Below are 15,795 nucleotides of genomic sequence, written 5' to 3'. Positions count from 1 at the left end.
AGCCTTTATAAGTTAGCTATCAGCCAATGTGCCGCTTTCGGCGAACGCTTTTGGCTAAGGGTTAAAGGCTAATATCATTCTTTCCTATTTCAATTTACAGTAATAGTATTTTTAATAAAGGAGCAGAACCAATGGAAATCGACAGAAGTAAAATATCTCCCATGATGCAGCAGTACTTCGAGGTCAAGGACAAGTACACGGATTGTATACTTTTCTTTCGTCTCGGCGACTTCTACGAGATGTTCTTTGATGATGCCGTAACGGTCTCAAAGGCTCTGGAGCTTACGCTCACAGGCAGGGACTGCGGTCTTGAAGAACGTGCGCCTATGTGCGGAGTACCTTATCATGCGGCGGATATGTACATAAAGAAGCTCATAGATCTGGGCTTCAAGGTGGCTGTCTGCGAGCAGCTCACAGACCCTGCCGAGACCAAGGGCATAGTAGTGCGTGATGTTATCCGCGTGGTAACTCCCGGTACGCTCACAGAGAGCAGTATGCTGGACGACGGCAGCAACAACTACATATGCAGTATCTTCTACGATAAGGATACGGATTCCTGCGGTGTTGCTTCTGCGGATATTTCCACAGGTGATGCGGCTCTCAGCTTCTTTGAGGGCAAGGACCTGGAAGCAGGTGTTATCAACGAGCTTTCACGTTGCAGACCTGCGGAGATAATATTCCCCGAGAATTTCCTTTCGCTGAAAAACGCAGCGGATTTCGTAAAGGTTCGCCTTTCGTGCGCGGTGACGCTGAGAGATACAATATGCTTTACTCCGTCAGCCAGACGAGATACGGTAACAGCCGTTTTCGGCGTAAAGTCCGTGACAGAGCTGGGCATAAGCGAGGACGGGGCAGACTGCGCGGCAGTGTGCGGACTTTTCGATTACATAAACGATACACAGAAAACTTCGGTATCCCGTTTTACTGCCATAGATATACTCAGCGGAGATCAGTTCATGGGACTTGACCTCAATGCAAGGCGAAATCTTGAGCTTACGGAGACTCTCCGCAGCAAGGAGAAAAAAGGCTCGCTGCTGTGGGTGCTGGACTCCACAAAGACTTCAATGGGACGCAGACTTCTCAAAAACTGGATAGAGCAGCCATTGAAAAGCCCTGCAAGGATAATCGAGCGTCTTGACGCTGTTGAAGCTCTTTACCGCAAGAGCATAGTGCTTGCAGACCTTACAGACCTGCTTGACAGAGTTTACGACCTTGAACGTCTTATGACTAAGGTCATGTACAAGAGCGCAAATCCGCGCGACCTGAAATCACTTTCTGCTACGGCTATGCAGCTGCCCCTCATAAAGCAGGAGCTTGCAAAGCTGTCGGACTCAAAGCTCCTTGTGCGATATAACGATGAGATATCCACACTTGACGAGCTTGTTAACCTTGTGGAGAATGCTATCATGGACGAGCCGCCTATATCCGTAAAGGACGGCGGTGTCATCAAGGAGGGCTTCAACAAGGAGCTTGACAGCCTTCGTCATATTATGAACAACGGACGCAGCATCATAGACGAGATAGAACAGCGCGAAAAGGAAGCAACAGGCATCAAGAACCTGAAAATAGGCTTCAACCGCGTGTTCGGATACTATCTTGAGGTTACACGTTCCTACTACGACCTTATCCCCGAGGGGTGGATACGCAAGCAGACTCTTGCAAATGCGGAGCGTTTCATCACCGAGGAGCTGAAAAATGCGGAGAATGCTATACTGGGCGCAAAGGACAAGGCTCTTGCTCTCGAAGCTGATATATTCTCGGAGGTGCGCGATTTCCTTGCTACAAAGCTTGAAGCTGTACAGAAAACAGCCTCTGCTGTAGCTTCTGTCGATGTACTCTGTTCATTTGCAGATGTGGCTCTGCGAAATCAGTACGTAAAGCCTGATATCGTTCTTGACGGAGCAATAGACATCAAGGCAGGCAGACACCCTGTTGTTGAGCTCATGCTCACAGATGAGGTGTTCGTGCCGAACGATCTTCATATCGACAACAAGTCCGACAGAATGTCCATAATCACAGGACCTAATATGTCGGGTAAATCAACATATATGCGTCAGAACGCGCTTATCGTCCTCATGGCGCAGATAGGAAGCTTTGTTCCTGCCGACTCCGCAAGAATATCAGTAGTTGACAAGATCTTCACCCGTGTTGGAGCTTCCGACGACCTAACAGCAGGACAGTCCACATTCATGGTGGAAATGAGCGAGGTATCGGACATACTCAAAAATGCCACAAAGGACAGCCTTGTCATACTTGACGAGGTGGGAAGAGGTACTTCCACATTTGACGGCGTGAGCATTGCCCGTGCAGTTGCCGAGCATATATGCACATCAAAAAAGCTGGGCTGCAAGACCCTTTTTGCTACCCACTATCATGAGCTTATCGGGCTTGAAAACGAGCTTGAAGGGGTTAAGAACTACAGTATCGCCGTAAACAAGCACGGCGGCACTATACGATTCCTGCGAAAGATAGTCCGCGGCGGAGTTGACGAGAGCTACGGTGTTGACGTTGCTAAGCTTGCAGGACTTCCTGCAAAGGTAGTGAGCCGAGCGAGAGAGCTTCTTGAAGAAATGGAAAAGGCTCACGAGAATGAGCGTCCCGTAGTAAAGAATGACGACTTTGGACAGATAAGCTTCGGAAGTCTGGGCAGGGAAGCTGCGCTGGATATGCTTGAAAAGACCAATGTTGACGAGCTTTCTGACAGCGAATGCCGTGAGCTTCTGAAAGATATGCTCAAGGCTTTGCAGTAGCCCTTAGCCTTTAGCCGTTAGCCATTAGCGCGGAACGCCTGCGGCGTTCCGCGTATAACATTAAAAATGCAGGGGCGGATATTATCCGCCCGTGTATGACTTTCAACTCTCAACTCTCAACTCTCAACTCTAAATGCAGGGAGTGGCTCTGCATTTCATAAATAAATAAACGGAGGTAAAAATATGCCTGCATATTTTTCTGTGATAATGGAATTCAGCCGTGCAGAGCTGGATTTTGACAATATGAAGGAGCTCAATGCTTACATCAAGCACGCCGGGCTCGAATTCAAGGGCGGCGCATGGCACGCCGAGGGTATGTCTCTTGAAGAGATAACCGACTGGAACCAGAAGAAGCTGGAAGAGGACTTCGTTCTCGGCTATGAGGAGAACTGCGAGAACGACTACAAGCAGATGGATCTCAGCTACGGCGGCTTCTCGGAGGTTCGCGGCTTCATTATGAACGAGGAGCCTGTCCGCGGCGAGTATATCTTTTCTATCATCATTCCCGAGGACGAGGTTGTCATTGACGCTCACACCTACAAAAAGGAAGCTGTTGACAAGTTAAAGGCTATGGCTTCAAAGCTTTGGATACTGCCCAAAACGAGAACTATCCAGACACAGCTGGAGCTCAGCGAGGGCATAGTAAACGAAATGGATATAAAGGAGGGCGCAGAGCCTGCTGCCTGTCCATTTGCCATAGTATCCGAAAAGCAGTTCGGACGCATGGACACAGCAAATTATACTGCCGAGCATATCGAATACGGCGGAGTTATCCTCATACCAAAGGATATAAAGCTGGTCTGAACCGCGTTCCATATCAGAAAGGAAGTAAGCAATGCCTCCAATAAACGTCCTAAGCAAGGAAATATCCGAACTCATCGCCGCAGGTGAGGTCATCGAGCGTCCCTCATCGGTCATAAAGGAGCTTGTTGAGAACTCCATAGACTCAGGGGCGACTCATATAACCGTGGAGATAAAAAACGGCGGAACTACATATATGCGCGTCACAGATGACGGCTGCGGAATGTCCTTTGACGATGTACCAAAGGCTTTTCTTCGTCATGCCACAAGCAAGATAAGTGCCAAGGAGGATCTGGAAAATATCCTTACTCTTGGCTTCCGCGGTGAAGCTCTTGCATCTGTAGCGGCAGTTGCCCGTGTGGAGATAATGACAAAGCAGAAAGATGAGCTTTACGGCACTCTCTACACTATCGAGGGAAGTGTTGAGACTTCTCACGAGCAGAGCGGCTGTCCTGACGGCACTACCATAATTATCCGCGATCTTTTCTACAATGTGCCTGCAAGACGAAAGTTCATGAAAAAGGACGTTACCGAGGCAAATGCGGTGAGCAGTATACTCCAGAAGATAACTATGTCACACCCTGACATAGCTTTTCGCTTTATACGCGACAACCGCACAGAGTTCAATTCAAGCGGTGACGGAGAACTTTTTTCTGCTGTATACGCAGTTTACGGCAGGGATTTCGCCCGTGACCTCATGCCTGTGGACTATGAATATGAGGGAGTCCATGTTGGCGGATACGTTATAAAGCCCCTGTATTCCAAGAACAACCGCGCTTTCCAGAACTTCTTCGTAAACGGAAGATATGTCCGTTCAAGGCTTTGCTCGGCGGCTCTGGAAAATGCCTACACAAACATGATAATGACGGGCAAATTCCCTGCCTGCGTACTTCTCATAGACCTGCCGCCAAGTACTATGGACGTAAATATCCACCCCACAAAGGCGGAGGTGCGCTTCACCAACGAAAAATCCGTATCGGACGCGGTCTATTTCGCTGTGAAGAACGCCATGATGAAGGACGGTCTTATATATGAGTTTGAGCTGAAACCTCATGCTGACTGGACAAAGCCTGTTCCCGAGCAGGAGGAGATGATACAGCAGGAATTCCTGTTCACTCCCGTTGACAAGATCGAGGAGACAGAGAAAAAGCTTGCGGAAGCTCCTGCGGCTGTATCTGCTCCTGTTCAGCCTGTGCGCAGAGAGGTCGAGGAAAAGCCTTATACTGCGGATATAAAGCCAAGTACAGCATATGACGAGCCAAAGTCCGTGCAGGCAGCAGCTCCCGTATATACAAAGCCCGAGCCTGTACGCGAAGCCGAAGAAGCTCCGAAAGCGGAGCAGGTGACCGAGAGCGTAGAAGCTCCCGAGCCTGTAGCAGTCAGCGAACCCGAGCCTGCACCTGTTGAGGGATTCAGCTATATCACTCAGCAGGCATTTACCGCCGCACAGCCTGTAAGTCAGCAGCCTGCCGAGGAGAAGAAAGAGGAGTCTGTATGGACTGAAAAGCCTAAGATACGTGTTATCGGTGAAGCTTTCGGACTTTACGTCATTGCTGAGGTTGGTGACGATACAATGATAATGATAGACAAACACGCTGCCCATGAGCGAATAATATTTGAGCGTCTGAAAAGCCGCAACTGCAGGCAGTACAGCCAGCAGCTCCTTACGGGAGTCCGTGTACTGCTCACAGGTGACGAGATAAGCGCACTTGAATCAAATCAGGAGCTTCTTGCGGACCTGGGCTTCACATTCGATTTTTCGGAGAAGCCCTGTGTGATAGCAACGGCTGTCCCTACATTTATAATGGAGCTTGACATGGAGGATATCATCTCAGAGATAGCAAATAATCTCCGTATGTACAGTCACGATCCACAGTCTCATATGCTGGACGATATGCTTCACACAGTTGCCTGCAAATCGGCGATAAAGGGCAATGACAAGAACGATATCACCGAGCTCCAATCTCTTGCGGAGCAGGTGTACTTCGATGAGAGGATACGACACTGTCCTCACGGCAGACCTGTTATGTTCACCATGACCAAGAGCAATATCTCACATCAGTTCAAAAGGACGTAAGGAGTAACTATGAAACGAGCAGTTAAAGCATTCATCGCAGTATATTTCACAGTAATAATGTGCTTTATGGGCGGTATGACCGCCTTTGCATGGAACGTTGATACACTTCGTCAGAGCATTACATTGAAAAACGCTCCCGATGGCACAGCCTTTGCGGATATTCTCGTAAAGGACAAGAAAAATGACAAGTACGCTGTTGACTTCAATGAGGAGAACGGAAAGCTTCTCGGAGTTGACAAAGACTGCGGACTTGCAAAATATGAAGAGGGCGGTTATACAAGTATGCTGCTGCGCCATAACTGTGCCGTCTTTGAAAAGTCGGATATGGAAAATATGTATGTGGTGTTCGGGCTGAAAGAAGAAAACGATGAGATCTTCAATCATTTCAGTCAGGTGAAAGTTGCTTACTGCGATAAGGACGGCAATATCCTCGGAGTTACCAATGCGTCTGCGTTTGAAACAGTGCATTTTTTCAATACTCCTGCCGCATATACCATTGAGACTAACGGCGAGGGGATATACTGCCGTGTAAGTACAGGACCTCCGTATTTTATGATGATAGTAGTGCCCGTGCTTGTTTTAGTGCCTTCTTTGGGAATAGCAGCAGGCATAATAGCAAGAAGAGTGTTTAAAAAAAGGCAGACAGCAAAAATGATAAAGCGTATACAGTCGGGAGAAGTTGATAATGAACGAAAAGAACAATAAGCCCTTCGTGCTTGCTGTGGTCGGTCCTACGGCATCGGGCAAGACATGGCTGGGCGTTGAGCTTGCAAAGATTTACGGCGGAGAGGTCATCTCCGCCGATTCCATGCAGATATACAAGGGTATGGACATTGCTTCGGCAAAGCCCACGGAAGAGGAAAAACAGGGGATACCTCATCATCTTATGGATTTCCTTGACAGAGATATCAGTTTCAGTGCTGCGGACTATGTTCAGCTGGCAAATGAGAAGATACAGGAGATACTCTCACGGGGAAAGCTTCCTATTATAGTAGGCGGTACGGGACTTTACATAGACTCGCTGCTTGAAAATGTGAAGTTCTCTGAGGGCGGCAGCGATGAGGCTTACCGTCAGGAGCTTTACGACTTTGCAAAGGAACACGGCAATGAGGCTCTCCATGCAAGGCTTGCGGAGCTTGACTCAGAAGCCGCAGAGGGTATACACCCGAATAATCTGGTGAGAGTAGTCCGCGCATTAGAGGTCTGCCATGTTACGGGCAGGAAGTTCAGCGAGCTGAAACGTGAGAGCAAAATGGTGGAAAGTCCGTATGATTCCCTTATTATAGGGCTGAACTATGAGGACAGGCAGACTCTATACGAACGCATAGACCTGCGTGTTGACGAAATGGTAAAGACCGGGCTTGTCGAAGAAGCACGGCAGCTCTGGCTTGAAAGCGGCATGAAAACTGCTGCGAATGCCATAGGCTATAAGGAGCTTATCCCCTATTTCAAGGGCGAAAGAGGGCTTGAGGAATGCATTGCAGATATCAAGCAGGAGACAAGACATTACGCCAAGCGTCAGCTCACATGGTTCAGAAGGAACCCTCGCATAGAGTGGATAATGCCCGATACATTTAATAAAAAAATTGAAATATTAGAAAAATGCAAAAAAACTATAGCCAAACACTTTGAAGTGTGATATAATGTAGTGTGTGTATTTCTACGCGAGTTATTTGGAAAATAATTTTACCCGTTCAGATGTACACGTAAACAAATAAATCAGATAGGAGAATGTGTATGAACAAAACTATCAATCTGCAGGATGTTTTCCTTAATCAGTGCAGAAAAGACAAGATCATGGTAACTATTATCCTTACTAACGGATTCCAGTTCAAGGGTATGGTAAGAGGCTTTGACAGCTATGTAGCTATCTTCGACTGCGAAGGCAAGCAGCAGCTGGTTTACAAGCACGCTATATCAACGATCATCCCGGCAAGAGCAGTTTCTATTCTTGACGCTTCGGAAAAGAACGACTAAGGGTGATCTGAATGCGATTTGCCAGATCGGAAGGCAGCTTCATGGTCAAGCTCCTGAGGAACATTGTCCTTGTGCTGCTTCTGATAATTTTTATCAGCATAGTCTATAACTTCCGCAACAGGGAGAGCAATACTGTCTCGGCTCTGATGGCTTCTGCTGTATCCTCAAAGGAATACAAGGGAGTATTCATCAGGGACGAGGAGATAATCCTCTACAGCGGAAACGGTGTTCTCAGCTATAATGTGTCTGACGGCGGAAGAGTCGGCAACGGCACTGTCATCGCAGAGGCTTACCCCTCTGATGAACAGCTGAGCATAAAGCATGAAAAGGCTAAGCTGGAAAAGGAACTCGCTGTCCTTCAGAAGATACAGAACCCCGGTACTCTTGAATCCGCACAGCCTGCAAATCTGTCGGAAAGTATCGCAGAGAATTACCGCAGGCTCATATGCAGCAGGGATACGGGTGATTTTGAGACTCTTGACGAGGTCAGTGAGGAGCTTCTCGTAAAGCTCAGTACCTATCAGATAATAACTGAAGAGGTACAGGGCTTCAGCCAGAAGATCTCAGACATAAAGGCTGAGATAGCAAGGCTCGATGCAAAGGCTGTAGCATCGCAGGAAACTATATCCGCGAAACGCTCTGCTTACTTTGCAAGCTATATCGACGGCTATGAGGACAAGCTCACTACAAAGAACCTTGACAGTCTTACAGTCTCTATGCTTGACGGGATAACCGACAGGAAATCCACAGCACCCAACGTGGTCGGAAAGCTTATAGACGGTTACGGCTGGTATCTTGCACTGGTTGCCGATAACTCAAAGAAAGAGTACGCTATCGGCGATGAAGTAAAGCTGAGATTTGATTCGTCAGCAGAATCTTATCCTGCTCAGATCACGGATATCCGTGACGAAAGCAAAAATAAAAGTATCATCATAATATCATGTGATAAGTTCAATTACGAGCTCGTACAGCACAGAGCCGAGATCGTGGAGCTTATCAAGGGTGAGCACAATGGTCTTAAAGTTCCACGTGAGGCTATACGTTTTGCCGATGTAAAGACAACGTATACCGATGAAAACGGAAACGAAGCCGAAAAGACGCTCACAAGCAAGGGTGTATATATCCGTAAGGGCGAGCAGATACTGTTCAAAAAGATAAAGGTAGTCTATGAGGGAAGCGATTATATCCTCTCAGAGGTAAATGACGATCCCGAGTATCTTGCGCTTTACGATGATATTATGATCGAGGAGGTCGAGAAAGAGAATGAAAAGTAACGATCTCGCTTATATCGACGAGAATTTGCACATAATAAGAGAGAGATGCGCAGAAGCTAAGGCAAAATACCGAAAGCCTGAGGACACTGTCCGCATCATGGCTGTAACGAAAACTGTTGCTCCCGAAGCCATTAACCACGCAATAGAGCTTGGTATTGACCTTCTCGGTGAAAACAGGGTACAGGAGTATCTCTCAAAGGCTGACTTTTATGACAAGTCGGCTGAGGTGCAGATCATTGGTCATTTACAGACAAACAAGGTAAAATATATCATAAATTCGGTAAGTATGATACAGTCTGTTGACAGTCTTAAACTGGGACAGGAGATAAGCCGTCTTGCTGTGAAGAACGGCAGGACAATGGATATCCTGTGCGAAGTCAATATCGGCGGTGAGGACTCCAAGAGCGGAGTCGCTCCCAATGAGCTGAATGAGCTGATCGAAGGACTGAAAGAGCTTGACGGAATAAGGATAAGGGGGCTTATGACTATCCCGCCGCCGGGCGAAAGCGATATCTTCCTCGGACGTATGAAGGAGCTTTACGACAGCGTAAAGGCTCAGTACCCCGATATGGATACGCTCTCTATGGGTATGACTCATGATTATGCCGAAGCCATAAAGTACGGCTCTACGCTGGTGCGTATAGGTACGGGACTTTTCGGCGCAAGAGACTACTCAAAGTAACTCACAGCGGAATGCTGGATATCAACACGGGATGCTCCGCATTGATCCTGTGAAGAGAAATATATATAAACAAATAATGCGGAGAAGGAGTATTAAGATGAAACTTTTTGACGGTATTAAAGATTTTTTCTTTGCTGCAGATGATGATGATTTTGAAGCTGATGTACCAGTACGTCATGAGCGTGAAAGAGGCGGTTTCCAGCCTTCCGATCAGGACGATGCTCCTGTAAACGAGACAAGTGCTCCGGGAACAGGCAGAAGAAACAAGGTGGTTAATATCCAGACTACTGCACAGCTCCAGGTGGTTCTCGTAAAGCCTTCTGCTTTCACAGACGCTAAGCAGATCGCAGATCACCTTATCGCAAAGAAGACAGTAGTTCTTAATCTTGAAACAGCTTCTCCTGAAAATAAGAGAAGAATAATCGACTTCCTTGTAGGTGTTGCTTATGCAAACGGCGGAAGCCTCAAGCCTGTTGCTAATCTGACATATATCATTACTCCATATAATGTCGGCTTTATCGGCGAAGACCTTGTTGGCGAGCTGGAGAATAACGGCGTATTCATCTGATGAACGATCAGTCGGATAAGCTATTTGCTGCAAGGCTGGGGGATATGGTCTCGCTCTGTGAAAGAGACGGGACAGCTCAGTTCTCATCATTTCTCGACGAGCGTCAGTGTGCCGTGGCTGAGATGTGGTGCAGGAAAAACACTGGTGGGCTAAGGTATATGCTGTGGGGCGGATATGAGAATGCCAAAAGAAAGATACTTGCTGTATACCCCGATTACTGTGAGGAGTATATCAAAGATGACTTCCCTATGAAATGCCTTACCTTCAGCTATCGCAAGGAGGACAAGCTTACGCACAGAGACTTCCTCGGCTCTTTTATGGCTCAGCAATTGAAGCGCGAAGCCATTGGCGATATCGCCGCAGAGGAGGGAACTGCACAGACCTTTGTCACTGATGTGGCGGCAAAGCTTATCATGTCTGCGGTCTCTAAGATAGGCAGGGTCGGAGTTAAAATATCCGATGACAAGCCCTTTGAGCTGAAAAACGCTCAGAAATTTCAGGATATCAGCGGAACTGTCGCATCGCTGCGCCTTGACTGCGTAGTAGGGGCTGCGGCAAATGTCAGCCGTGAAAAGGCTGCTGCTCTTATCCGTTCGGACAAGGTGGATGTAAACCACTTTCCCGTTTCTTCCGTATCCCATGAAGTCAGGGAGGGAGATATCCTCTCGGTTAGAGGCTGCGGAAGGTTTATTCTTTCGGGTATTAACGGCTCGACCAGAAAGGGCCGCATACACATAAATCTGAGAAAATATATTTAGAGGTGAATTGAAATGATAACTTCAAAGGACGTTAGAAATAAGAGATTTGAAAAAGCTGCTTTTGGTTATAAGCAGGAGGAAATAGACGAATTTCTCACACAGCTCGAGGCTGAACTTGATGAAATGGAGCGCGAGCGCGCTGAGGCTAACAGCAAGATTCAGGTGCTTGCTGACAAGGTAAGAGAATACATGAGAGACGAGGACGCTCTCAAGGACGCACTTCTCGGTGCTCAGAAGCAGGGCCATCAGGTGCTCAACGAAGCTAACGAAAAGGCTGAGCAGATACTTGCTGAGGCTAAGGAAAAGGCTGCTGCTCTCGAGGACGAGGCTGTACGTCAGCACGCAGAGGCTATGGAGAAGAACCGCGCTGAGATCGCTAAGGAGAAGGAAGCTCTCATCGAAGCTCAGCAGCAGGTAGCTGACTTCAAGAAGAGCCTCTTTGATATGTATAAGAGCCACCTTGAGCTCATCTCTTCTATGCCTGAGACATTCGATGATGCCGAGGCAGAAGAGGAAGAGCCGCAGACAGCTGAAGAGATAGCTGCTGCTGTAGCTGCTGAGACAGAAGAATAATAATATCAAAAAAGATCGAAAGGAGGATCTCTCAGAGCTTTTAAATGAGAGATCAGATAGTATGGCACAGGATTATAACAGTACCCTTAATTTACCGCAGACAGAATTCCCTATGCGCGGAAATCTGCCTAAGAGAGAACCCGAAACTCTCAAAAAATGGGAAGATGAAAGACTCTATTACAAGATGATAGACAAGAACAAGGGCAAGCCTTCATATGTTCTCCATGACGGACCTCCATATGCAAACGGCGAGATCCACCTGGGACACGCTCTTAACAAGTCTCTCAAGGATTTCATCGTAAAGTATAAGAATATGAGCGGATTCTGTGCTCCTTACGTTCCGGGCTGGGATACTCACGGACTTCCTATCGAGCTGAAAGCTATGAAAGCTATCGGCGTAGAGAACGGTGCTATCCCTGCGGTAGACCTGAGAAAGCACTGCCGTGAATACGCTATGACACAGGTCGCTAACCAGATGAAGGGCTTTAAGAGAATAGGTTCACTGGGCGACTATGACTATCCTTACCTTACACTTCGCCCCGAGTACGAGGCAAAGCAGGTGGAAGTATTCGGCTCAATGGTAAAGAAGGGCTATATGTACAAGGGCTTAAAGCCTGTTTACTGGTGCCCTGACTGTAATACCGCTCTTGCTGAGGCTGAGATAGAGTATTCAAACGATCCTTGCTATTCGATCTATGTCAAGTTCAACGTAACTGATGATAAGGGTATCTTCAAGGGACTTGGACTCGACCTTTCAAAGATATATTTCGTTATCTGGACAACTACTACATGGACTATCCCTGGCAACCTGGCTATATGCCTTGGTCCAGAGTATAACTATACCCTCGTTCACGTAGGCGATGAGTACTACGTAATGGCTGAGGAGCTTGTAAAGACAACTATGGAGACTGCTGGTATCACAGAGTATACCACAGAGCATATCTTTACAGGTGCCGAGCTTGAGGGGATGAAAACAAAGCATCCGCTCTACGACCGTCTTTCACCTATCATCGTAGGTGACCACGTTACTCTTGAAAGCGGTACAGGATGCGTACATACAGCTCCCGGCTACGGTGTAGAGGACTTTGAGGTTTGCAAGAAGTACGACGATATCGGTATCATCGTATGCGTTGACTCAAAGGGTAAGCAGACTGCCGAAGCAGGCGAATTCGAGGGCATGGACACAGATCAGGCTAACAAGGCTATCGCTGCAAAGCTCACAGAGCTGGGCGCAATGCTGGCTACACAGAAGATCGTCCACCAGTACCCACACTGCTGGAGATGTAACAGCCCTATCATATACAGAGCAACAGAGCAGTGGTTCTGCTCAGTAAACGGCTTCAAGGACGATGCTATCAAGGCTATCGAGTCTGTTCAGTGGATCCCTGAGTGGGGCGAGGACAGAATAAAGGGCATGGTACGCGACAGAAGTGACTGGTGTATCTCACGTCAGAGAACATGGGGCGTTCCGATACCTGTTGTTTACTGTAAGGACTGCGGCAAGCCTATATGCAATGACGAGACTATCAATGCTATCTCTGAACTTTTCCGCAAGGAAGGCAGCGATGCATGGTGGACTAAGGATACAAGCGAGTTTATCCCTGCAAGCGTTAAGTGCGAGTGCGGCTGCGGTGAATTCACTAAGGAATACGATATCATGGACGTATGGTTCGACAGCGGTGTATCTCATACCTCTGTTATGGAAGGAAAGGACTTCCCGAGCCTTACATGGCCTGCTGACCTTTATCTCGAAGGTGCAGACCAGTACAGAGGCTGGTTCCAGTCATCGCTCCTTACATCTGTAGTATACAAGGGACAGTCTCCTTACAAGGCTGTTTGCACCCACGGCTGGGTCGTTGACGGCGAAGGCAAGGCAATGCACAAGTCACTGGGCAACGGTATCGATCCAAGTGAGATAACAGACCAGTACGGTGCTGATATCCTCAGACTCTGGGCAGCTTCTTCGGATTATCACAGCGATATCCGTATCTCGAAGCCTATCCTCGGTCAGCTTTCAGATGCTTACAAGAAAATAAGAAATACTGCTCGTTTCATTTTGGGTAACCTGGGTAACGGTGCAGGATTTGATCCCGATAAGGACAGCGTGTCCGACGATCAGCTCACAGAGCTTGATAAATGGGCACTTATGAAGCTTGACAATCTTATCGACACTATGAAGAAGGGCTACGATGCATTCGATTTCCATATCGCACTGCACGCTCTTCACAACTTCTGTGTAATAGATATGTCCAACTTCTATCTTGACATCATCAAGGACAGACTATACTGTGAGAAGGAAGATTCTGTTCTCAGAAGAGCAGCTCAGACAGCTATGTATCGCATAATCAGTGCTATGACAAGACTGGCTGCACCTATCATTTCATACACAGCCGAGGAGATATGGCAGTTCATGCCTCATTCGGCAGCAGACGACAAGGAAAGCGTATTCCTCAATCAGATGCCTGAAAAGAGCGGCATCGAGTTTACAGCTGAGTTTACCGAGAAGTGGGATTTCATCTACAATACCCGTCTTGCAGTAAACAAGGCCCTTGAGGACGCTCGTAACGAAAAGACTATCGGTAAGTCACTTGAAGCTAAGATCATCATCAAGAGCAGCGATGCTGACTATGACAGATATGCTTCACTGGCTGACCAGCTCAAGGATATCCTCATCGTATCAGGCGTTGAGGTTGAAAAGAGCGGTGCTGAGACTTCATTCGTTGTTGCTAAGGCAGAGGGCGAAAAGTGCGAACGCTGCTGGTGCTTCAGCAAGTACGTAGGCACAAACCACAACCACCCGACACTCTGCGAGAGATGTGCAGTGGCTGTAGAAGCTTAACTAATTAGTATTATATTGCCTGTCGGCTGAAAAAGTCGGCAGGCTGTCTTATTGAAAGGATAAAACAACGTGGCTATACTTCTTGTACTGATGGCAGCGGCTCTTGTAGGAGCTGACCAGCTTGTGAAATACTGGGCAATACATGATCTGAAACCTGTGGGCACTAAGGAATTCATACACTTCGGTGACTTTAAGATAATAGACCTTACCTATCTGGAGAATGACGGTGCTATCTTCGGAAGTATGTCGGGACAGAGGTGGTTCCTCGTAGGTTTTACGAGCCTTGTGGTAATAGGCGGAATTATCCTGCTTTTTAAGGTGTACAAACGCTCAAAGTTACTGAATATCGCGCTCACACTGTTCATAGCAGGCGGTATCGGCAACCTTATAGACCGTTTCCGCTTCTCATATGTTGTGGATATGTTCGAGGTAAAGCTCTTCCACTTTGCAATATTCAACGTGGCTGATATCTGCGTAACAGTGGCTTTTGTGCTGCTTCTCATCTACGGTATCTTCATTGATCCCAAGATAGAAAAGGCAAAGAAGGCTGAGACAGAAAAGGCGGCTGAAAATGAATGAGCAGGTAGTCCTTACAGCTTCTGCCGAGGACGCAGGAAGCCGTATCGACAAGTATATTTCGGACAATATTGCTGAGCTGACACGTTCAGCAGTACAGGGACTTATCGAAAAAGGCATGGTCACATCGGGCGGCAAAGCCGTAAGCAAGAACATGAAGCTCAAAGGCGGCGAGGAGATAGTCGTTGAGATACCCGAGCCCGAGCCGATGGACGCTGTACCTGAAGATATACCGCTGGATATCGTCTATGAGGACGATGACCTGCTGGTAGTAAACAAGCCAAAGGGCATGGTGGTACACCCTGCTCACGGCAATTACACGGGCACACTTGTCAACGCTCTCCTGTATCACTGCGGAGACAGCCTTTCGGGCATAAACGGCGTGATACGTCCCGGTATCGTACATCGTATCGACAAGAACACAAGCGGACTGCTTATCGTTGCAAAGAATGACGCTTCTCACTTAAAGCTGGCGGAGCAGATAAAGGTCCACAGCTTTACAAGAGAATATGAGGCGGTTGCCTGCGGATACTTCAAGGAGACTGAAGGCACCGTAGATGCTCCTATCGGACGGCATAAGACCGACAGGAAGAAAATGTGCGTGACTACTGAAAATTCACGCAATGCCGTTACACATTATAGTGTGATAAAGCAGTACGGCGGCTATGCACACGTAAGGCTAAGACTTGAAACGGGCAGGACTCACCAGATAAGAGTCCACCTCAGCTATATCGGACACCCCGTACTGGGCGATGATGTTTACGGAAAGCCCTACAAGGGACTGGAAGGACAGTGCCTTCATGCACGTAAAATAGGCTTTATCCACCCGTCAACAGGTGAGTATATGGAGTTTCAGAGCGAGCTTCCCGAATACTTCAATGCTGTCCTGAGAAAGCTTGAGAAAATGTAGGAGTGATACC

14 protein-coding genes are annotated in these 15,795 nt (G+C 47.6%); all 14 read left to right on the top strand.

Features of this window, described 5'->3' with window-relative positions; translation table 11 throughout:
- The first annotated feature begins 131 nt into the window (after nt 1–131).
- The 14 genes from mutS to QZZ41_RS04790 all read left to right on the top strand — a co-directional run bounded on the left by mutS (nt 132) and on the right by QZZ41_RS04790 (nt 15,785).
- The gene (mutS, locus tag QZZ41_RS04855) at nt 132–2,750 is read left to right on the top strand and encodes a DNA mismatch repair protein MutS (RefSeq protein WP_295068943.1); all 2,619 of its coding nucleotides are present in this window, start codon (nt 132–134) and stop codon (nt 2,748–2,750) included.
- Nucleotides 2,751–2,933: 183 nt separating this feature from the next.
- Nucleotides 2,934–3,554 (top strand): hypothetical protein, encoded by a 621-nt coding sequence (locus QZZ41_RS04850; protein WP_295068939.1) that lies wholly within the window; start codon nt 2,934–2,936, stop codon nt 3,552–3,554.
- Nucleotides 3,555–3,585: 31 nt separating this feature from the next.
- Nucleotides 3,586–5,628 (top strand): DNA mismatch repair endonuclease MutL, encoded by a 2,043-nt coding sequence (mutL, locus tag QZZ41_RS04845; protein ID WP_295068934.1) that lies wholly within the window; start codon nt 3,586–3,588, stop codon nt 5,626–5,628.
- A gap of 9 nt (nt 5,629–5,637) precedes the next feature.
- The gene (locus tag QZZ41_RS04840; RefSeq protein WP_295068932.1) at nt 5,638–6,333 is read left to right on the top strand and encodes a hypothetical protein; all 696 of its coding nucleotides are present in this window, start codon (nt 5,638–5,640) and stop codon (nt 6,331–6,333) included.
- Complete coding sequence (miaA, locus tag QZZ41_RS04835) at nt 6,314–7,267, top strand: tRNA (adenosine(37)-N6)-dimethylallyltransferase MiaA (RefSeq protein WP_295068929.1); 954 nt, start codon at nt 6,314–6,316, stop codon at nt 7,265–7,267. The genes QZZ41_RS04840 and miaA overlap by 20 nt, the downstream gene beginning before the upstream one ends.
- 98 nt (nt 7,268–7,365) lie before the next feature.
- A complete protein-coding gene (gene hfq / locus QZZ41_RS04830) occupies nt 7,366–7,605 on the top strand; it encodes an RNA chaperone Hfq (protein ID WP_072951924.1) in 240 nt (79 codons plus the stop codon).
- A gap of 11 nt (nt 7,606–7,616) precedes the next feature.
- Nucleotides 7,617–8,879, top strand: coding sequence for an HlyD family efflux transporter periplasmic adaptor subunit (locus QZZ41_RS04825; RefSeq protein WP_295068923.1), 1,263 nt, complete (start codon nt 7,617–7,619; stop codon nt 8,877–8,879).
- A complete protein-coding gene (locus tag QZZ41_RS04820; protein ID WP_074714579.1) occupies nt 8,869–9,561 on the top strand; it encodes a YggS family pyridoxal phosphate-dependent enzyme in 693 nt (230 codons plus the stop codon). The genes QZZ41_RS04825 and QZZ41_RS04820 overlap by 11 nt, the downstream gene beginning before the upstream one ends.
- Nucleotides 9,562–9,658: 97 nt before the next feature.
- On the top strand, nt 9,659–10,129 hold the full coding sequence (locus QZZ41_RS04815) for a cell division protein SepF (protein WP_028518661.1): 471 nt from the start codon (nt 9,659–9,661) through the stop codon (nt 10,127–10,129).
- Complete coding sequence (locus tag QZZ41_RS04810; protein WP_295068916.1) at nt 10,129–10,887, top strand: YlmH/Sll1252 family protein; 759 nt, start codon at nt 10,129–10,131, stop codon at nt 10,885–10,887. Before QZZ41_RS04815 ends, QZZ41_RS04810 begins: the two co-directional genes overlap by 1 nt.
- 12 nt (nt 10,888–10,899) lie before the next feature.
- Entirely contained in the window at nt 10,900–11,460 is a 561-nt protein-coding gene (locus QZZ41_RS04805; protein ID WP_028518663.1) for a DivIVA domain-containing protein, read from the top strand.
- Nucleotides 11,461–11,521: 61 nt separating this feature from the next.
- Nucleotides 11,522–14,299 (top strand): isoleucine--tRNA ligase, encoded by a 2,778-nt coding sequence (ileS, locus tag QZZ41_RS04800; protein WP_295068911.1) that lies wholly within the window; start codon nt 11,522–11,524, stop codon nt 14,297–14,299.
- Between the two features lie 69 nt (nt 14,300–14,368).
- Nucleotides 14,369–14,878 carry a signal peptidase II gene (gene lspA, locus QZZ41_RS04795; RefSeq protein ID WP_295068909.1) on the top strand — a complete coding sequence of 170 codons (510 nt, stop codon included), beginning with the start codon at nt 14,369–14,371 and terminating at the stop codon, nt 14,876–14,878.
- Nucleotides 14,871–15,785, top strand: a complete 915-nt coding sequence (locus QZZ41_RS04790; protein WP_295068906.1) for an RluA family pseudouridine synthase — start codon at nt 14,871–14,873, stop codon at nt 15,783–15,785. The genes lspA and QZZ41_RS04790 overlap by 8 nt, the downstream gene beginning before the upstream one ends.
- Nucleotides 15,786–15,795: the final 10 nt, after the last annotated feature.

The sequence above is a fragment of the Ruminococcus sp. genome (assembly GCF_016283395.1).
Note: the sequence above shows the minus strand (reverse complement) of the source record. Positions and strands in the feature narration are given on the sequence as shown.